At 49.8% G+C, this 18,251-nt stretch carries 17 protein-coding genes; 7 read left to right on the plus strand and 10 right to left on the minus strand.

From position 1 onward, the window contains the following. The first annotated feature begins 112 nt into the window (after positions 1–112). The 3 genes from KJY73_RS07830 to KJY73_RS07840 all read left to right on the plus strand — a co-directional run bounded on the left by KJY73_RS07830 (position 113) and on the right by KJY73_RS07840 (position 2,473). Positions 113–571 (plus strand): VC2046/SO_2500 family protein, encoded by a 459-nt coding sequence (locus KJY73_RS07830; RefSeq protein WP_214342376.1) that lies wholly within the window; start codon positions 113–115, stop codon positions 569–571. Between the two features lie 100 nt (positions 572–671). After that, positions 672–1,634, plus strand: coding sequence for a GlxA family transcriptional regulator (locus KJY73_RS07835; protein ID WP_214342379.1), 963 nt, complete (start codon positions 672–674; stop codon positions 1,632–1,634). Positions 1,635–1,870: 236 nt separating this feature from the next. Then, the gene (locus KJY73_RS07840) at positions 1,871–2,473 is read left to right on the plus strand and encodes a PEP-CTERM sorting domain-containing protein (protein ID WP_214342381.1); all 603 of its coding nucleotides are present in this window, start codon (positions 1,871–1,873) and stop codon (positions 2,471–2,473) included. 90 nt (positions 2,474–2,563) lie between these two features. On the opposite strand, the gene KJY73_RS07845 is transcribed toward KJY73_RS07840, so the two are convergent. The 10 genes from KJY73_RS07845 to KJY73_RS07890 all read right to left on the minus strand — a co-directional run bounded on the left by KJY73_RS07845 (position 2,564) and on the right by KJY73_RS07890 (position 14,321). After that, positions 2,564–3,529: a D-cysteine desulfhydrase family protein gene (locus KJY73_RS07845; protein ID WP_214342383.1), complete on the minus strand. Its 966-nt coding sequence runs from the start codon at positions 3,527–3,529 to the stop codon at positions 2,564–2,566. After that, positions 3,526–4,296: a type I methionyl aminopeptidase gene (gene map, locus KJY73_RS07850; RefSeq protein ID WP_214342387.1), complete on the minus strand. Its 771-nt coding sequence runs from the start codon at positions 4,294–4,296 to the stop codon at positions 3,526–3,528. Before map ends, KJY73_RS07845 begins: the two co-directional genes overlap by 4 nt. Then, positions 4,296–4,826: a mechanosensitive ion channel domain-containing protein gene (locus KJY73_RS07855; RefSeq protein ID WP_206595768.1), complete on the minus strand. Its 531-nt coding sequence runs from the start codon at positions 4,824–4,826 to the stop codon at positions 4,296–4,298. The genes map and KJY73_RS07855 overlap by 1 nt, the downstream gene beginning before the upstream one ends. A gap of 10 nt (positions 4,827–4,836) precedes the next feature. Next, positions 4,837–5,580, minus strand: a complete 744-nt coding sequence (locus tag KJY73_RS07860) for a TerC family protein (RefSeq protein WP_214342390.1) — start codon at positions 5,578–5,580, stop codon at positions 4,837–4,839. A 73-nt stretch (positions 5,581–5,653) separates the two neighbouring features. Then, positions 5,654–5,977: a YdbL family protein gene (locus KJY73_RS07865; protein ID WP_206595770.1), complete on the minus strand. Its 324-nt coding sequence runs from the start codon at positions 5,975–5,977 to the stop codon at positions 5,654–5,656. A 9-nt stretch (positions 5,978–5,986) separates the two neighbouring features. Next, positions 5,987–6,133, minus strand: a complete 147-nt coding sequence (locus KJY73_RS07870) for a YnbE family lipoprotein (RefSeq protein WP_214343315.1) — start codon at positions 6,131–6,133, stop codon at positions 5,987–5,989. A gap of 43 nt (positions 6,134–6,176) precedes the next feature. Next, complete coding sequence (locus tag KJY73_RS07875; protein ID WP_214342393.1) at positions 6,177–8,630, minus strand: intermembrane phospholipid transport protein YdbH family protein; 2,454 nt, start codon at positions 8,628–8,630, stop codon at positions 6,177–6,179. Positions 8,631–8,693: 63 nt separating this feature from the next. Beyond that, on the minus strand, positions 8,694–9,743 hold the full coding sequence (locus tag KJY73_RS07880) for an efflux RND transporter periplasmic adaptor subunit (protein ID WP_214342396.1): 1,050 nt from the start codon (positions 9,741–9,743) through the stop codon (positions 8,694–8,696). A gap of 1 nt (position 9,744) precedes the next feature. Then, positions 9,745–12,831: an efflux RND transporter permease subunit gene (locus tag KJY73_RS07885; RefSeq protein ID WP_214342398.1), complete on the minus strand. Its 3,087-nt coding sequence runs from the start codon at positions 12,829–12,831 to the stop codon at positions 9,745–9,747. A 209-nt stretch (positions 12,832–13,040) separates the two neighbouring features. Beyond that, complete coding sequence (locus KJY73_RS07890) at positions 13,041–14,321, minus strand: citrate synthase (RefSeq protein WP_214342407.1); 1,281 nt, start codon at positions 14,319–14,321, stop codon at positions 13,041–13,043. A 698-nt stretch (positions 14,322–15,019) separates the two neighbouring features. Here KJY73_RS07890 and sdhC point away from each other — a divergent pair. From sdhC to KJY73_RS07910, 4 genes are read left to right on the plus strand one after another with little or no spacing between them, the layout of a single operon-like run. Beyond that, the gene (gene sdhC / locus KJY73_RS07895) at positions 15,020–15,394 is read left to right on the plus strand and encodes a succinate dehydrogenase, cytochrome b556 subunit (RefSeq protein ID WP_214342410.1); all 375 of its coding nucleotides are present in this window, start codon (positions 15,020–15,022) and stop codon (positions 15,392–15,394) included. Continuing rightward, the gene (gene sdhD, locus KJY73_RS07900) at positions 15,388–15,735 is read left to right on the plus strand and encodes a succinate dehydrogenase, hydrophobic membrane anchor protein (RefSeq protein WP_206595776.1); all 348 of its coding nucleotides are present in this window, start codon (positions 15,388–15,390) and stop codon (positions 15,733–15,735) included. The genes sdhC and sdhD overlap by 7 nt, the downstream gene beginning before the upstream one ends. After that, positions 15,736–17,508 (plus strand): succinate dehydrogenase flavoprotein subunit, encoded by a 1,773-nt coding sequence (gene sdhA / locus KJY73_RS07905; protein ID WP_214342413.1) that lies wholly within the window; start codon positions 15,736–15,738, stop codon positions 17,506–17,508. A 16-nt stretch (positions 17,509–17,524) separates the two neighbouring features. Further along, positions 17,525–18,235 carry a succinate dehydrogenase iron-sulfur subunit gene (locus KJY73_RS07910; protein WP_214342417.1) on the plus strand — a complete coding sequence of 237 codons (711 nt, stop codon included), beginning with the start codon at positions 17,525–17,527 and terminating at the stop codon, positions 18,233–18,235. Positions 18,236–18,251 lie beyond the last annotated feature (16 nt).

The raw sequence follows: 18,251 nt of genomic DNA on the forward strand, positions 1-18,251 counted from the left end.
TGTTTACAGCTTCGGCCATCTTCTTTTAATCGCCAATCGAAAGCAAGCTCAATGCCACGCTAAAGTTATAGGCAGTGCATACGATATATCTGCTAGAAGGGTAGGGAACGTCATGCAATCGGTAGTTAACGATCTCGAATTTAGTGGTGTATTAAACCGGGCGGCCAAGCCGGGTCAGGCACAGACATTTAGTCTGCTGCTCAGTATGTTGCAGCAAAACTTACTCGAACGCCCTTTGCCTGCGCGGCAAGAGCAGCCAGATACCTACTCTTCCTTACCAGAGATTACCCATACCCCCGCCATTCCTTTACAGGCAGAGAGCGCGCATTGGCATCAGATGGAGGTACAAGGCGCTTATATTCAACATCAGCTCCTGGCCTCGGCACGCTTGTGGCAATGTATGCACCCTTCTCCTTTGGCGCTCTACAATGATGTGAAGCGGATTGACGATGCAGTAACCAATAACTGTGATTGGCATTGTCAGCAGCGTCTTAAAGGCCATAGCACTGAGCCTATGTTGTCTGATGAAACGGCGTTATTTGATATTCTTGAACAGCTAAACGCAGCCTGACCTATCAAAAAATAGCATTTGGCCGAAATTGTATTCTTATGGTCCTGTCGGACATGTCTGTCCCCTGTATAGTGTGCTGGTCAGTTTTTGGGGAGCGTTAATGAAACAGATCGGCATTTTTCTTTACGATGAGGTTCAGGCAGTTGACGTTGCGGGTGCCTTGGACACTTTTGGGCAGGCTAATGCAGAGCTAATAAAGCTAGGCCGGTCACCGGCTTACCATTTGCATTTGATTGGGCTCAAGCCAGGTCTTATCACTGCTGAGAATGGGCTTAAGTTAGCTGTGGATATTGGGCTGGCGGATAGCCTCGAGCTGGATTATCTGGTATTACCCGGCGGTTGCGGCAGTCAAACGCTGGTTGATAATGCCAGCTTACTTGCCTGGATTCGCACGCAGGATGAAGGCGTGCAAAAGATGCTCAGTATCTGCACTGGGGCATTCCTGCTTGCTGCTACAGGCCTGGTTGATGGTCGGCGAGTGGCGACCCATTGGCGCTTTACGCAGCAATTGCAGAGGATGTTTCCTGCCATTAATGTGGATGCTGATGCGCTTTATTGCAGCGACGGAAAATACTATTCATCTGGAGGCATGACCGCGGGCATCGACCTGTGTTTATCCATATTGGAGCAGGATCTTGGCTTACATCTGGCGCAAGTCGTAGCCCAGGAACTGGTCATGTATCTGCGTCGCACAGGCACTCAATCTCAGTATTCAAGACCACTTAGCGTTCAGGCAAGCCCAGAGGCTCGCTTTGTACGTCTGCAGCAATGGTTATTGGACAATCTGCATCAGCCAGTCACTGTCTCGCAGATGGCTGAACAGGCCTGCATGAGCGAGCGGCATTTTCGACGCCAATTTAACGCACGTTTTGGCGTAACGCCCAGTGGTTATTTGGAACAACTGCGGCTGGACAGGGCCAAAAGCCTGCTTATGAGTGATGGTTATAGTCTGGAGCGTGTGTGCACGGAATGCGGCTTTGTGAATACCAGTAGCTTCGGACGTTTGTTTAAGCGGCGCTTTGCCACCACCCCCATCGCATTTCGAAATCACTTTAGTCGATAGCTGCTTTGTACAAGTTTTAAAACACCAGGTATTGCGTTGCAGTAAATTTCATACTTTCGGCTAGAAGACGATGCGGGTGACTTAACCTTACAATCTCGTCGGTCTGATGGTTTGCGAAACCCTTGTTAATGTCTGTTGTTTTCTTGCTTTGCTCTTGGTTAACCTATTGATATCAAATAATTATATTTGGTGTAACTGTTGCTAAGACGTTGGCTTAAAAAGTTGTAAGGATAGTTATGCTAAGTAAAAAATTACTCAATCTTGTTGCGGCTGTGGCCTTCCTCAGCCCGCTTTCATCACATGCAGCGCTTATTGTTGGTGCAAATGATGCGCTGCTCGGTGCCACTGGTGTAACAGTCGGCAGTTATATCTATGATGTCAGTTTTATCGATGGGTCCTGCCAGAGTGTTTATTCGGGTTGTAACGAGATTAGCGATTTTACTTTTCAGGATTTAGCTAGCGCTGATCTGGCATCACAGGCGTTGCTGGATCAGGTTTTTCTCGGTATCTATGACACTAACCCATCATTAACTAATGGCTGTACTGCATCTGATAGATGCTTTGTTGTTACCGCTTATGGTTTTGAGGATACATCAACTAAAAGTGCTTCCGCACGAAACGCATCCAGCATAGAGGACGTGATTGCACATTCTTCAATGAATACCTGGTGGGATCACTCAAACCCAAGCAATGGCTCCTCCGCCAGGGTGACGTTTGCCAAATGGTCTCTGGTAGGACTGGCCGATATTCCTTCTCAGATACCTGAGCCATCGGTCTGGATACTAATGCTATTAGGCTTGGCTAGCTTAGGCATGTCACGCCGCCGGACTAAGCAATAAAGTTTCAATGCTATTGAGAGTGAGTCGACATTTCTGAGATTGTCGACGGGGTAGAGAAAAGAGCACTGCTTGGCAGTGCTCTTTTGCTATTTAGAGTTCATTGGCATAAGCAAACAGGGCAGGGGCACCGCCGGTATGCCAGAACAAGACCTTGTCATCGGCGCTGAAATAGCCTTTTTGGATAAGATCCAGTAGGCCTGCCATGGCGCGTCCTGTATACACGGGGTCTACTAATACACCTTCTGTTTTGGCCAATAAATCAATAGCCTGGCGCTCTGCATCACCAATGACCGCATAACCGCCACCCAGATAATCTTCATTGAGCAGTACATCTTTAGCATTAAAGGGTTCCAATGCCAGTGCCTCGGCGGTTTCATTGGCAAGATTAAGTACCTTGTCGGCAAATAGCAGTTCCGGCGTATCGGCTTTATCAATCCGAATACCCAGGATCTGTGAATCTAACCCAACTAATCTGGCACCGGCCAGAATACCGGCATGGGTACCACCCGATGCCGACGCGAATACCACATGGGTAAAACGGCTTTCGGACTGCTTAACCAACTCCAGCACCGCATTGGCATAGCCTAGCGCACCAAGCAGATTTGAGCCGCCGTAAGGTACCATATAAGGGGTTTTACCCTTAGCTTTGAGTTCAGCTATCAGCGCCGGAATGCCTTCGCCTTTGCGGTTTTCTCCTGCCCAATGAATATGCGCGCCAAGCAGATTATCCAGAAGTAAATTGCCGTTACACTTCTCTGGCGCTTCGCCGCCCAGCACTAAATGGCATTCCAGACCCAGTTTGGCAGCCGCTGCAGCGGTTTGGCGGCAGTGATTAGACTGAATGGCGCCTGCCGTGATAATGCAATCTGCGCCTTGCTCAATGGCATCGAATAGAATGTATTCCAGCTTGCGTGTTTTATTGCCGCCCAGCGCCAGACCGGTTAAATCATCGCGTTTCAGCCAGATCTGTGGGCCGCCAAGCTTAGTGCTAAGCTGCTCGAGGAATTCCAGCGGAGTAGGCAGGGTTGCCAATTCAATACGATTGTCCAGGCTCATGCCATTTCCTCTTGTCTTAGGGTCAGAACTTCGACACCGGTTTCGGTAACGGCGACGGTATGCTCCCATTGTGCCGACAGTTTGCCGTCACGGGTTACCACCGTCCAACCGTCTTTCTTTGTTTTAGTGCGGTAGCCACCCTGATTGATCATCGGCTCTATGGTAAAGGTCATGCCCGGCTCGAGCGTAACACCGGTACCAGGCTCACCATAATGTAAGACTTGCGGGCCTTCGTGCATCTGCTCACCAATGCCATGGCCGCAATAATCACGTACCACCGAATAGCCGGCATTCTCAGCCACGCGCTGAATAGCGTGACCAACATCACCTAATGTGGCGCCTGGCTTGACACTGTTAATACCAGCCCACATGGCTTGATAAGTGGTGTCGACTAAGCGTTTAGCCAATGGGGTAACCTGGCCAATCAGGTACATTTTGCTGGAGTCGGCCACAAAGCCGTTTTTCTCTAAGGTAATATCCAGGTTGACGATATCGCCGTTTTTCAGCCGCTGTGTGGCTTTTGGCATACCATGGCAAACCACTTCATTGATGGAACAGTTCAGCACATAGGGGTAATCATACTGCCCCTTGCTGGCTGGACGTGAGGCCAGTTCATTGCAAATAAAATCATCAACTTTATTGTTGATGTCCATGGTGCTGACGCCAGCCTGAACATAACCATCCAACATGGCAAATACCTTGGCTAATAGCTGTCCGGAGTTGCGCATCAGCTCAATTTGTTCGGCGTTTTTCAGGATAATAGACATCAATCGGATTCCAGTTGTTCGGTTTTGCCAGACAGGCGCGGAACACCATCGGGCACTTTAATCACAGGGGTTTGCAAGATCAGGCTGTTGGGGTAGGTAATGAGCTCACCCTGGTCTCGACGGATCAGCACATGGAATGTGGTAATTTCCTCAATTACCCCAGACATATCAAAGTCTTTATTGACGATCATTACCCGATCACCGACGCGGTAAGGAAAGTTAAAGAAAATCAGAATACCGGCGGTGATATTGGCCAGAATCGACCACTGTGCCACCAGAGCCACCCCCAAAATGGCAAAGGTAGAGGATAAAAACACCATCAGATTGGCGTAGTCTATGCCCATGGTGACCACGGCCGCAAACAGGAACACCCCTAAATGCGCCATATACAGAAACTTTTTGATCATAGCCTTGCGGGTCAGGCTGGCGTCTTTTACTTCCACCACCTTTTGCACAAACATTTGAATGGCGGTGCGGCTAATAAAAAACAAGGCCAGCAAGGCCAGCAGGATCAATATTTTGGTTTGCATCCTATCCTCGTTAGCTGATGGATTTATTCAGTGTTACTTTTTTCGCTTGCTGGCGTTTACGCAGACGGATATTTAGCATTTCCACTGCCACCGAGAACGCCATGGCAAAGTAGATATAGCCTTTGGGCACATGCACATCAAAGCCTTCGATGACTAAGGTAAAGCCCACCATAATTAAAAACGACAAGGCCAGCATCTTGATGGTGGGATGGGCGTCAACAAACTCGCCAATCGACTTCGCGGCAAACAGCATCACCAGCACCGATGCCACAATGGCGATCACCATGATTGACAGGTGCGAGACTAGACCAACCGCAGTAATTACCGAATCCAGGGAAAACACCAGATCCAATATGGCTATCTGGACCAAAATGGCGCCAAAGCTGGTTGCAGCCTTATGGGAATCGGTGTCACTGCCACCTTCCAGGCTGTTATGAATTTCATGGGTGGACTTGGCTAAAAGAAAAAGACCACCGAGTATCAGAATGACATCCCGTCCAGATATTTCGTTATCCAGCAAGGTAAACCAGGCCTCAGTCAAGCCCATGACCCAAGTGATGGAGAATAGCAGGGCCAACCTGGTTAGCATGGCCAGGGCAATACCCAGTTTACGTGCCTTTTCCCGTTGCTCGGGAGGTAGTCGGCCAACCAGAATGGAGATAAAGATGATGTTGTCTATGCCCTGAACGATCTCAAGGGCCATCAAGGTACCTAAGGCTACCCAGGCTTCAGGGCTGGCAATCCATTCAAACATAACGGCTCCTGCAAAAAAACACGGCCAGTATAACTGGCCGTACTAAGGTGGGGATAGTAAAAACCTTTAAGGGTTATTTCTTAACCCATTGACCATCCAGCAGTATGTAGTGGCCGGGCGCGGTTTTTTCAACCGCTTTCTTGCCGGCCAGCGCTTCAACCTGGGCCAGGGAAATACCGTTTTTCTGCGCTAATTCCTGATACTTGGCCTTGCGCTTAGCGTTCACATCCTGCACCAGCTCTGGAACTTCCGGGGCACTTTTAACTATACCCAGGTAGCCATCGGTTTGTTCACCCACATAACCTTTCTGTTTCGCATCGTCCAACTCGATAGCCAGGGCAGGTAGACTCAAAAGTAACGGTAGGGCAAACAGGGCAGACAAAATTTTGTTTTTCATGATATCTCCTTAGAACAATTCGCTGTCTTCACTGAACAGGCTGTCCAGTTCTTTGTCGACTTTGACGCGAATCTCATGGTCAACTTTGACGTTCAGATTAATCGTAATTGGTTCCTTGGTTTCCACCTGGACCCTATGCGTACAAGCGCCAAGCATTAGCACGGCAGTCAATAACAGTAAGTGTCTCACAGCGTTTTCCTCATTTAATTTTCTCTTGCACTTTCTTTTGCACCTCTTCACCCAGTTGCAGGGCCCGTAACAGGGTAAAAAGGTTTTCCTCATGGCTATAGTTAAAGTTAACGTCCTGTTTTTGGCCAGGATTGTGCCCTTTAATTTTCATTTCCAGGTTCAGCCAGCCATCTGGTTTTAAATCAACCTTACTGGTGACAGATGAAATATCCATGTTCTTTAAGGCCGATAAACTGGGTGCCAGGGTTGGTTGGCTGGCGAGTAAATCTTCAAAGGCCTGGTTGTCATAAATCAGTAATTTTGCTGGCCCTTCGTTATACAGTCTGCCACCTTGCACCTCAATGTGCTTGTCGGCAAGCTGGATAGGCACATCGGCGCTGATTCTGCCCCTTACCTCAATTCCTGCATCTTTGCCGAGGCTCGCCAGTTGTTTTGCATCTAAGTTTTTCAGATGCAAGGTGACCTGCTGTGGCTTGTCACTGAGCATAGCTTTAGGCAATAGAAAGCTGCCATCCAATACCTTGCCGCTTAAGGTTTCAACCCGCATCCCTTGTTCATCGCCTATCAGCTCGCCGCTGATATCGATAATCTCAAGTCCGGCATTAACCGACCCTATATTCAGCCTAGCGGGGGGCAGATGAAGGCTACCTGAATGCCAATTAACCTCAGTGGCCAAATTGATGTCATTAACCAGATACTCTTGGTAGCTGAGGGATAATGAATCTATACCCAGCGTAGCCCTTAATGCCTGGTTGTTAAGATTGTATTTGGCAGTGCCAGCGAATTTACCCTGGGTAAATGTCAGCTCTGGCAGCAAAGGGCGGGCTAGGGCGGTAAACTTACTGGCACTTTGTGCTGGCAGTGTGAGCGTAATCTGCTCCTGTGCTTGTTCTATCGCCCCATGCAGACCTGAACTTAACTGCCAGCTATGGCTCGAGGTGCCTTGCAAAGGCTCAGTTAGTGGCATGGCTGCAGTGTGGCTAAGGGCTATATCCGTCAACTTCCATTTATCCGCTTGAAGCTGCTTTATCTGGCTGGTACCAGTCAGTGTGTAGGCGGCATCCTGCAAGCTGAACTGGTGTTGATGACGAAGCCCATTGGCCTGGCCTTGCGGCGCGGTGAATTTGTCCACTGAGAGATCAAGATGTCCTTTGAGATTGGCAAGATCAGCGGACTGCGCAAAGAGGCTGGCAGATAAGTTACTGAATCTATTGTCTTTGAAATGGCCAGCAGCCACTGCTGCTTGGGCATTCACCTCGCCTCCCTGCACTGAGCTATAGGTAAAATTAGCGTTTAGCTTAAGCGCATCGACCTGCCAGTCTGGGTCTTTCCACCTTTCGGCGCTGACCTGCCAAGCTTGCCCTGTAAGCTGGTATTGTGGTTGTCCTGCTGAAAACTGCATCGCAAATTGTCCCATACCCAGCATGGCCAATGAAAATAGCTTGGTCTGGCTGGCATCAGGAGTGAGATGACTATCGAGCTGATATTGGCCCGTCAGTTTACCTGATTGCTGCCAGAGCAAATCCGTTATTGTCAATTGTCCCGCGGTATTACCTTTAAACTCGGCGTGCAGGCGGGGCGTGGAGAGTTGTTGTAAGGAAAATTCCACCGGTAGAGGCAGGTTAATATGCAACTGTTCCGGCTTGTATGCATCGGCCATGGCATAAGGCAAGGGACATTGCTGCAGGGCAATACTTAAGGGCAGGGCGGTTAAGTCAGCTTGTCCTTGTAAACTTAAGATATCCAGCGACAACCCCAAGGTACCTTGGGCCGCAAGTTGTAACAAACAACGCTGGTCTTTTACGTTGTGTTGATAGGGAATTTGCAGTGCCAGGTTGTGCTGGCTGGTGACAAATTGTCCATCAAAACTCACCTGACTTTGAATGACGGTGTTGAGTAGCTCTGATGGCAAGCTGTCGGGGAGTGGCAAATAATCAGCAAGACTGGTTAATGACCAGTTAATTTGCGCTTGAGCCTGGTTGTCGGTTAAGGCGACCGTAGCCTGCCAAGGGCCATCCAGTCGTAGTTCACCGTTATCGTAGTGCACGGCTAAATCAAGGGGCTTTAGCAACAAAGGGCTTTGCAGGTTGAGTGCGTTGATGCTGACTGACGGCAGCGTTGGGATCTGCCAACGCAGCGGCTGCTGGTCGGCCTTGTTAGCCGCAGTACTGGGCTGATGTGTTATGGCCAGTTTGGCAATCTGCAGGCTATTGCTCGCATATATGACCTGTTGACCATCAAGTACAAAGCCAGGGCCGCTAAGACAAAGTTGCTTAGCATCAATTTGCCAGCGGCCATTCTCACGGCTAAGTGAAAATTCCAGGCAATCCAGGCTTAGCTGATAAGGTTTTAGATAGTGATTGGCCAGCGAAAAGGCAAGAGGGTGGCGAAAGCCGTACACTAGGGCAATGATTATCAGACCAGCAATCAATATCCCACTTACCCATTTGAAGGCTGCTTTCATCAAATCCCTGCTTGCCCATGCACAAAGGCCTCTAGCTTAGCGCAAAATACCCTTTGTTGAGAATCAGGATCGGGTGATCTGCACCTGCTGACCGTCGCGTAGCCGCTCTGCTCCGCGCACTGCGACTTTATCACCGGCCTTTAATTGTCCCTGTTTTACGCTGACCCAATCGTGCTGTCCCTGGCCAATTTCAATTTTTTCCCGGTGCGCTCGATTTTCTGCATCGATACGTACCACATAAGTACCGTCGCGGCGCAGCAACAGCGCATCTCTGTGTACGGTTAAGGCCAAGCTGGGCGCTTGGGCTGGCACAGTGGCCGTTACCAGTTGACCAGCAGTCCAGTGTTCACTGGCTTGCTCAGGCAGGCTGACGCGAAGTTCAAAGGATTGAGATTGCATATCGGCGGCCGGAATGATGGCCTTAACCCCAGCTTCAATCTGTTGCTCACCCGCTTTAAGCATGATCTGTTTGCTTTGACGCAAAAAGGTAAGGTATTTAACCGGCACAAAAATGCGGGCTTCCAGATTCTCGGTATCCAGCATAGTCACTAATACTTCACTGCGGTTTACGTCACCGCCAGCTTCTCTGAGGCGATCAGTGATAACTCCGGTAAAGGGCGCAGGGACTAACGTTCGGGAGAGCTGGTCGTCAATCTGGGCCAAACGTAGCTTGGCAATATCCAGATCGGCCTGGGCTAGTTCAAACTGCGATTGGGTTTGATCCAACTGAAATAGTGAAGCGCTGTTGGTCTGTCTGAGTTCTTGCAAACGGTTTAGTTCTCGCAACAAATAATGCAGATTGATGGTGGCGCGTTTAATTTGTGCCTGCTGCTCGGCTTGTTGCAACAATAAAGGTTGAGGGTCAATCTTTGCCACGGCTTCACCTTTGGCGATCAGCGTTCCGGGTTCTGCCACCCATTCCAAGCGGCCAGCTAAACCCGCGGTGAGCTTGACATTGTGTCGGCTGGATATACTGCCGACCAACTCGACGGTAGGGGAAAAGGTTGTCTCTTTGACCTCGGACACTTTGACCGGACTGGGAGGCGGTTCGTTTGCCATCAGCTGTTGGCTAAATAACAGGCTGATGATGAGCAATGAAATTCGATTCTTCATATTAAGACTCCTGGATGAGCAGGACCGCTGAATGACCGGATTGGGCACGTAGCCCAAGCTGCAGCCAGGCAGGCAGTAAGATTAAGGTGAATAAGGCGCTAAAGGCCATGCCACCGACAATAACGGTGGCAAGACCGCGATAGATTTCTGAGCCAACCCCAGGCATTAGCATCAGCGGCAACATGCCAAATAAGCTGGTCAGGGTGCTCATATATACAGGTCTGGCTCTGACCAGCACGGCCTGGGCAACCGCCTTCTCCAGGCTGAGGCCATGGGCTTGGCCGAAACGCGTTTGATCAACCAGCAAAATAGCGTTGTTCACCACCAAGCCAAGCAAAATAATAAAGCCAATCATGGTCAGTAAATCGAGGGACTGGAAGGTAAACAGATTTAATATCCACAATGCCAGCACCCCGCCAGCCACCGCCAGAGGCATAACGGTCAGTACCAGCAAGCTGTCATAGGCGGATTTAAACAGTGCGGTCATCAGTAAAAATAAGATCACTATGGCTAGCATGAAATTTATGCCCATATCCTTAATGGCTTGCTGCATATCATTGGCATTGCCACTGACCTGAAAACTTGCGTCTGCCGGTAAAGCCTGACGAAGCACCGGCAATACATGTTGCTCGAGCTGCTCCATGGCATCTTGCAATGACATTGCTTCGGGTGGGTTGAGAATTAAGCTGACGGTACGTTTACCATTTACCCGCCTAAGTTGTGTCGGCCCGACGGTTCTGACCACCTTTGCAAGCTCACCAAGGGTTTGTAAACCGGCATTGGGCGTGTGTACGGGCAGGGCGGAGAGCTCATCCGGGGTACGCCACTGGTCTCCACGCAATATCAGGTTCATTCTGTCATTACCGTCAAAGTATTCGGCGATAAATAGTCCGCCACTCAGGGCCCTGACCATACTGGCAATATCGCCTCGGTCTAATCCTGCCTGGGCAATACGTCTGTCATCCGGCATCAAGCGCAGTTCAGGTTCGGCCAGTAGGAGTCCCGGCACAGGTTGAGCGCTAACCCCCGGCATATGCTCGTTAATGGCAGTCAGTGTGGCTTGCGCGGCATCCATCAGGGCTTCCACATCAGGTCCCTGCAAATCCAGGTTAATGGAACGACCGTTGCCGCCACCTTGCACATTGATCATTGAGCCGCGGAACATAAATACCTGGGTATCAGGCAGGTCGTTAAGTACCTGGGTTCTGACAACTTCCATCAGTTCTTCCACCCGGGTGGGATCATCGGCATAGATGAAGCCGCCGCTGTTGTTGGGGCCGAAGGTGTAGAAGTTGTAGCTTTTAATTTTAGGCTCAGCCTCGCCGCTGAGATAAGGGGCCAGACGTTGCCGGGTGCGATTAGCTAGCTCTTCTTCAATGAAGCTAAGACTGCCTCCAGGTGGAAGATTAAAGGCATAGAAAAAACCGTCGGTGGGTGCGCGTGGCATAAAGTCGGTGCGAGGCAGCAGACTTAATACCAGCAATACTGACATGGCCATTAGCCCGCCAATCCAGGCCAAGCGTTTAGCCTGGCTATTGGTTAAGGCCATAACCCGTGCACTTAGCCACTGCCATAGTCCACTTAGGTGGTCTTGATCCGGCACATCGCGTAGCAGGTAATGACTGGCTAAAGGCAGTAAGGTAATGGCGCCAAGCATTGAAGCGATGACGGCTACAGATAAGGTCAGGGCTAAGTCCGAAAACAGCTGACCTTCCACCCCTTGCATAAAAAGTATGGGTAGGAATATTGCCACACTGGTAGCGGTAGAGGCAAACAGGGCACCCGTCACCTGAGAAGCGCCCTTAAGCACGGCTTTCTTGCCATCCAGGCCCTCACTTTTAAGCCTGACAATGTTTTCCTGCACGATAATGGCAGCGTCCAACACCAGTCCTACTGCAAAAGCGATGCCTGCCAGCGAAATGACATTCAACGAGCGATTCAACGCACCTAAGGCCAGAAAAGCCACCATCACAGAGAAGGGGATGGTCAGTGCGATAATAGCGGTGGCCCGCCAACCTCGCAGGAAGTACCAGAGAATAGCCAGGGCTAATAGCACGCCCAGTCCCACATTACTTTTGACCAACACCAAGGCATTACGTATGTGCACTGATGCATCAAAACTCAGATCGATCATTAGCCCTTGTTCTGCCAGTGGGCCGTCATTAAGTTCGCGGATTGCCTGGTTAATATCATCCAGTACCGCTACCGTGTTGGCATCAGTGTCACGACTGACGGTCATGTAGTAGGCTGGGGCACCGTTGCGCAAGGTAAAACCAAACCTATCCACCAGGGTATCTTCAATACTGGCGATATCATGCAGGTACACTGGGCGTTCATTGCGATAAGCCAGGATCATATTGCCCAAGTCCTGAACCTGATACTGACCAGCAAAGCGAATGGTGTACTGACGACGGCCGACGTTAGCAAAGCCGCCTGACACATCATTAGAACGTGCCACCGCCCGGCTGATATCGCTGATGGCGATGCCCAGTGCAGCAGCTTTGTAAGGATCGAAACTAATCCGAAGTTCCCTGGGACGCTGGCTGGCCAGGTTAACTTGTGCCACACCAGGGATACGTGCCAGGCGGGGCTCAATCACATCTTCAATCAGTTGTTGGTATTGCGACATATCTTGCGCGTCATTACCCGGTGCGGTTCTTAGCAGCAGTGAAGCTGCATTCGGGCCGTTGCGACCGCCCCCCACTGAAACGACCGGCTCGAAGGCATCCAATGGCAAAGGTGGAGCCTGATTCAGCCGATTTATCACTTCCAGCATGGCCCGCTGCATGTCGGTACCGACTTCATAACTCAGAGTAATATCGCCGAATCCGCGCTGAATGCTGGTGGTAACATCTACAACACCCGGCGCATTCTTTACCACATTTTCCAGCGGCTCGATAATCACCGATTCCATCTCTTCTGGGGCCGCCGAGCGCCATCCCGTGCCTATACTGATCTGGGGTTGCTCAATATCCGGAGTCAGTTGGATGGGCAGTTTAAAGGCGGCAATCAGGCCGAACATACAAAGCAGGGCAGAGCAGACCAATACGGCAGCTGGATTCTTCACACTCAGTCGGGTCAGGTTCATGTGGCATGGTCAGCAAAGTAATTTGCAACAAGCCTAGAAGTAAATGCCCTGTTAACTAAGTGTGATGCGGCAGGTGGCAGAATGTTGCGGCGAAAATTTAAGCTATTAACACCATGTTACAGGTTGAAATAATTACTTGTGAATGGCTTACAATTTTGAGCGTGCATAAAAAAACCGCCTTATGGCGGTTTTTTCAATTCAGACACTGATTATTTTTTCAGTGGCTGGTATTTACGTGCATCGTGGCCAGTATACAACTGACGGGGACGACCGATTTTCTGACCTGGCTGGCTGAGCATTTCGTGCCAGTGAGAGATCCATCCCACAGTACGAGCCAAAGCGAAAATACAGGTGAACATGTTAGTTGGAATACCAATGGCTTTCAGGATAATTCCTGAGTAGAAGTCCACATTGGGGAACAACTTCTTGTCTTTGAAGTAGGGGTCTGAAAGGGCAATACGCTCCAGTTCCATGGCTACATCCAACAATGGATCCTGAATATTCAGCTCGGCCAATACTTCGTGACAGCTCTCACGCATTACTGTTGCACGTGGGTCATAGTTCTTATAAACGCGGTGACCGAAGCCCATCAGACGGAATGGGTCGTTTTTGTCTTTCGCACGTTCGATAAACTCTGGAATGCGATCCACTGAGCCGATTTCTTCCAGCATGTTCAAACATGCTTCGTTAGCACCACCGTGTGCAGGTCCCCACAAAGAGGCAACCCCAGCAGCAATACATGCATAAGGGTTGGCACCTGAAGAGCCGGCCAGACGAACAGTACTGGTAGAGGCATTTTGCTCATGGTCAGCATGCAGGGTGAAGATGCGATCCATGGCACGAACCACGGCTTCACTGGCGTTGTACTCTTCAGCGGGTACAGAGAACATCATGTTCAGGAAGTTGGCCGCAAAAGAACGGTCATTGCGCGGGTAAACAAAGGGCTGACCAATGTTGTACTTGTAGCACATAGCGACCAAGGTGGGCATTTTGGCTACCAGGCGGTACGCACTGCGCAGACGCTGCTCTGGGTCTGAAATATCCAGGTCGTCGTGATAGAACGAAGACATAGCCCCAACGGTACCGCATAGCATCGCCATAGGGTGGGCGTCACGACGGAAACCGCGGAAGAAATTATTCACCTGGTCATGCACCATAGTGTGACGGGTGATGGTATTTTTGAACTGAGCATACTGCTCTGCAGTGGGCGCTTCGCCGTGCAGCAGCATGTAGCAGACTTCAAGATATCCGGCGTCACGAGCCAGGTCTTCAATCGAATAACCGCGGTGCAACAGAATGCCTTTCTCACCATCTATATAAGTGATAGATGATTCGCAAGAGCCTGTCGCCATAAAACCGGGGTCGAACGTGAAGTAACCATTGGCGCCCAATGACCGAACATCGATCACATCATGGCCTGCTGTTCCAGATAGAATAGGGAGTTCAATCTCCTTGTCGCCTACCTTTAAGATGGCCTTTTGATCTGCCATAAGATGCTCTCCTTCAGATTGCTTCTGTGATGGTGTGTTGCAACTTTTCCAGACTGGTACGCAGGAAGCAGACAGCCGAAATAAAGAGCGGAAAAGTTCACACAGGCGTTTAAAAAGTGCCGCTATTTGTACTGATATTAGCGTTCCAAGTCAATTTTAATGCGTTTTCGCCTGATATCTATTCAACTAAAGTTTAGTGTCATGTTGGGAATCTCCCCTATAACCTAGGCGCAACGCTGATTTTGCGATTTGAATGCAAAATTGCGGCGGCCAAGTGTATGCGTCCTGCTTATGGGCTTGCAAAGGATTTTGCCAAAGCCAGAGCAAAAAAGCCGATGTTTTATCGGCTTTGTACTTGGTGAAACATCTTGTTTAGTCAGTGGTTACAAGGGATCCGCGCATGTTATGCGCGTCAATCTATCAAGAAGCTATGATTTAGTTTACTTTCTTCTATTGAATAGGAAATAAACAAAATCCAAACAAGGCGTTAGGACGTAACAAAAATTGTAATTATGGCTAGGGCTGGATATACTTTGCGACGTTTAAGTAGCGGTGTTTGTAGCATTTTTTTAACAATTTGATGCAGCACCCCGTCGTTTAATTTTTGACAGCTTGAATAGAGAGACGGTTAATCTTGCGCAACGCTGGATTAGCGACGTAGAACTCAACCCTTCCGGGGGTGTAACGGGCAACAAATCGTGAAAAAACAAAGACCAGTAAATTTACAACTCAATACGATTAGTTTTCCTCCATCTGCCATTGTTTCCATTTTGCATCGGATAACAGGTGTAGCCATGTTCTTTGCCTTGATTTTTGTGATCTCGGCTTGGGCATTGTCTGTATCCTCTGCAGAAGGTTTTGACATGGTGGTGGAATGCATGAATGGCGTTTTGGGTAAGCTGATTGCCATCGGCACAGTTTCTGCCTTCATCTATCACCTTCTGGGTGGCCTGCGCCATGTGATCATGGACATGGGGCACTGGGAAGAATTGCAATCCGGTAATGCCAGCGCTAAAGCTGTTATTGCTCTTTGGATTGTTCTGACAGTCGTAGTGGGAGTCGTACTATGGTAACTAATCAGGCCAGTCTGAAGCGTAACGGCGTTCAGGACTATTTATCTCTGCGCACCACCGCAGCCATTATCGCGTCCTTCTTCCTTTATATGGCGTGGTTCTTTATTTCAACGCCACAGATCACTTTTGAAATCTGGCAGGCGTTGTTTGCTGGTCTGGGAATGAAGGTCTTTACCCTGGCGGCGCTGGTTTCCATCATGATCCATGTGCGCATCGGCCTTTGGCAGGTTCTGACCGACTACGTTAAAGCTGCGGCTTTGCGTGGCACTATTCAGTTCCTGTTAAACCTATTGGCATTTGCCTACGTTGCTGTAGGTCTGTTCGTATTGTGGGGTGTGTAAGTGACTATTCCAGTACATGAATTTGATGCAGTGGTAATCGGCGCCGGTGGCGCAGGCATGCGTGCCGCCCTGCAGATTTCCCAGTCCGGCAAATCCTGCGCTTTGCTGTCTAAAGTATTCCCAACCCGTTCCCACACAGTATCTGCTCAAGGCGGTATTACGGTTGCACTGGGCAATGCCCATGACGACAACTGGGAATGGCACATGTATGACACGGTTAAAGGTTCCGATTATATCGGTGACCAGGATGCCATCGAATATATGTGTAAGACAGGTCCCGAAGCCATTATTGAGCTGGAAAATATGGGCCTGCCTTTTTCACGTTTTGAAAACGGTAAGATTTATCAGCGTCCTTTCGGTGGCCAGTCCAAAAACTTTGGTGGCGAGCAGGGCGCACGTACAGCCGCGGCTGCTGACCGTACCGGTCACGCCTTGTTGCACCTGCTGTATCAGCAAAACGTTAAGAACAAAACCAAGGTATTCAGTGAATGGTATGCCCTGGACCTGGTGAAAAACCAGGACGGTGACGTAGTTGGCTGTACCGCCATCGACATTGAAACCGGTCAAGTGGTGTACTTCAAGTCTAAAGCCGTTGTATTAGCCACGGGTGGTGCCGGTCGTATTTACGCCTCTACCACTAACGCGCATATCAATACGGGTGACGGCGTGGGCATGGCCCTGCGTGCTGGTGTCTGTCTGCAAGATATGGAAATGTGGCAATTCCACCCCACAGGTATCGCTGGTGCTGGTGTACTGGTTACCGAAGGTTGCCGTGGTGAAGGTGGTTATCTGCTGAACAAAGACGGCGAACGTTTTATGGAGCGTTATGCGCCAAACGCCAAAGATTTGGCCGGCCGTGACGTAGTTGCTCGTTCCATGATGACCGAAATCCGCGAAGGTCGCGGTTGTGATGGTCCTTGGGGTGTGCATATTAAACTTAAGTTGGATCACCTGGGTAAAGAAGTGCTTGAGTCACGTCTGCCGGGTATTCTTGAGTTGTCTCGTACTTTTGCCCACGTTGACCCGGTTAAAGAGCCGATTCCGGTTATCCCAACCTGTCACTATATGATGGGTGGTATTCCTACTAATGTTGACGGTCAGGCCATTACTTTGGATGCCAACGGCAATGAGAAACTGGTAAACGGTTTGTTTGCCTGTGGTGAGATTGCCTGCGTATCCGTGCACGGTGCCAACCGTCTGGGCGGAAACTCTCTGCTTGACCTGGTGGTATTCGGTCGTGCGACCGGTCTGCACCTGGGCAAAGCCCTGGATGAAATCGCACCTAGCCGTGATGCTTCTGAAAGTGATCTGGATGCTGCTTTGGCACGTTTCAATCGTTGGGAAAGCTCTGAAGGCGGCAAGGGTGAAGATCCGGTCCAAATTCGTAAAGACATGCAGAAATGCATGCAGTTGAACTTCTCCGTATTCCGTGAAGGTGACGCCATGGCCAAAGGCCTGGTGGAACTGAAGGAAATCAGAGAGCGTCTGCAACATGCTCGTCTGGATGACAAGAGCAGCGACTTTAACACCCAGCGTATCGAGTGCCTGGAGTTGGACAACCTGATGGAAACGGCTTATGCCACCGCAGTTGCCGCCAACTTCCGTACTGAAAGCCGTGGTGCGCACAGCCGCTTCGACTTCCCAGACCGTGATGATGAGAACTGGTTATGCCACTCCATCTATCGCCCAGACACCGAGTCCATGAGCAAGCGCGAAGTCAACATGTCGCCTAAGCTACGTGAAGCCTTCCCGCCTAAGGCCCGGACTTACTAAGAGGAGCATGAAGTAGATGAAATTGAATTTCTCAATTTATCGTTACAATCCTGATGTCGACAATGCACCTCGGATGCAAGACTACCAACTGGATGTGGAAGAAGGTCGGGATATGATGGTACTGGATGCCCTGATTCTTTTAAAAGAACAGGATCCTACCTTATCTTTCCGTCGCTCTTGCCGCGAAGGGGTATGTGGTTCAGATGGTTTGAACATGAACGGCAAAAATGGCCTGGCTTGTATCACGCCTTTGTCTGCCTTAGGTAAGGGTAAGCTGGTTTTGCGTCCTCTGCCTGGTCTGCCGGTTGTGCGTGACCTGGTGGTTGACATGAGCCAGTTTTACACCCAGTACGAGAAGATCAAACCTTATTTGATTAATGACACCAAACAGCCACCGGCTCGCGAATTCCTGCAAAGCCCGGAAGAGCGTGAAAAGCTGGATGGTTTGTACGAGTGTATTTTATGCGCCTGTTGCTCAACCTCTTGTCCGTCTTTCTGGTGGAATCCAGATAAGTTTATCGGTCCAGCAGGTTTGCTACACGCATACCGCTTCCTGGCGGATAGCCGTGATACTGCTACCGACGAGCGTTTGAACGATTTAGATGATGCATTCAGCGTATTCCGTTGCCACGGAATCATGAACTGCGTCAGCGTTTGCCCCAAAGGATTGAATCCGACCAAGGCTATTGGTCAGATTAAATCCATGCTGTTGCAACGGGCTGTTTAGTTAAGCTGATTTCCTG

Source organism: Bowmanella yangjiangensis (assembly GCF_018531185.1).
In the GTDB taxonomy this organism is placed as follows: domain Bacteria; phylum Pseudomonadota; class Gammaproteobacteria; order Enterobacterales; family Alteromonadaceae; genus Bowmanella; species Bowmanella yangjiangensis.

What these genes read in the sequence shown, in the direction of transcription:
- KJY73_RS07830 (WP_214342376.1), top strand. Translation starts at nt 113, where the DNA reads ATGCAATCGGTAGTTAACGATCTCGAATTTAGTGGTGTATTAAACCGG.
- KJY73_RS07835 (WP_214342379.1), top strand. Translation starts at nt 672, where the DNA reads ATGAAACAGATCGGCATTTTTCTTTACGATGAGGTTCAGGCAGTTGAC.
- KJY73_RS07840 (WP_214342381.1), top strand. Translation starts at nt 1,871, where the DNA reads ATGCTAAGTAAAAAATTACTCAATCTTGTTGCGGCTGTGGCCTTCCTC.
- KJY73_RS07845 (WP_214342383.1), bottom strand. Translation starts at nt 3,529, where the DNA reads ATGAGCCTGGACAATCGTATTGAATTGGCAACCCTGCCTACTCCGCTG.
- map (WP_214342387.1), bottom strand. Translation starts at nt 4,296, where the DNA reads ATGTCTATTATCCTGAAAAACGCCGAACAAATTGAGCTGATGCGCAAC.
- KJY73_RS07855 (WP_206595768.1), bottom strand. Translation starts at nt 4,826, where the DNA reads ATGCAAACCAAAATATTGATCCTGCTGGCCTTGCTGGCCTTGTTTTTT.
- KJY73_RS07860 (WP_214342390.1), bottom strand. Translation starts at nt 5,580, where the DNA reads ATGTTTGAATGGATTGCCAGCCCTGAAGCCTGGGTAGCCTTAGGTACC.
- KJY73_RS07865 (WP_206595770.1), bottom strand. Translation starts at nt 5,977, where the DNA reads ATGAAAAACAAAATTTTGTCTGCCCTGTTTGCCCTACCGTTACTTTTG.
- KJY73_RS07870 (WP_214343315.1), bottom strand. Translation starts at nt 6,133, where the DNA reads ATGCTTGGCGCTTGTACGCATAGGGTCCAGGTGGAAACCAAGGAACCA.
- KJY73_RS07875 (WP_214342393.1), bottom strand. Translation starts at nt 8,630, where the DNA reads ATGAAAGCAGCCTTCAAATGGGTAAGTGGGATATTGATTGCTGGTCTG.
- KJY73_RS07880 (WP_214342396.1), bottom strand. Translation starts at nt 9,743, where the DNA reads ATGAAGAATCGAATTTCATTGCTCATCATCAGCCTGTTATTTAGCCAA.
- KJY73_RS07885 (WP_214342398.1), bottom strand. Translation starts at nt 12,831, where the DNA reads ATGAACCTGACCCGACTGAGTGTGAAGAATCCAGCTGCCGTATTGGTC.
- KJY73_RS07890 (WP_214342407.1), bottom strand. Translation starts at nt 14,321, where the DNA reads ATGGCAGATCAAAAGGCCATCTTAAAGGTAGGCGACAAGGAGATTGAA.
- sdhD (WP_206595776.1), top strand. Translation starts at nt 15,388, where the DNA reads ATGGTAACTAATCAGGCCAGTCTGAAGCGTAACGGCGTTCAGGACTAT.
- KJY73_RS07910 (WP_214342417.1), top strand. Translation starts at nt 17,525, where the DNA reads ATGAAATTGAATTTCTCAATTTATCGTTACAATCCTGATGTCGACAAT.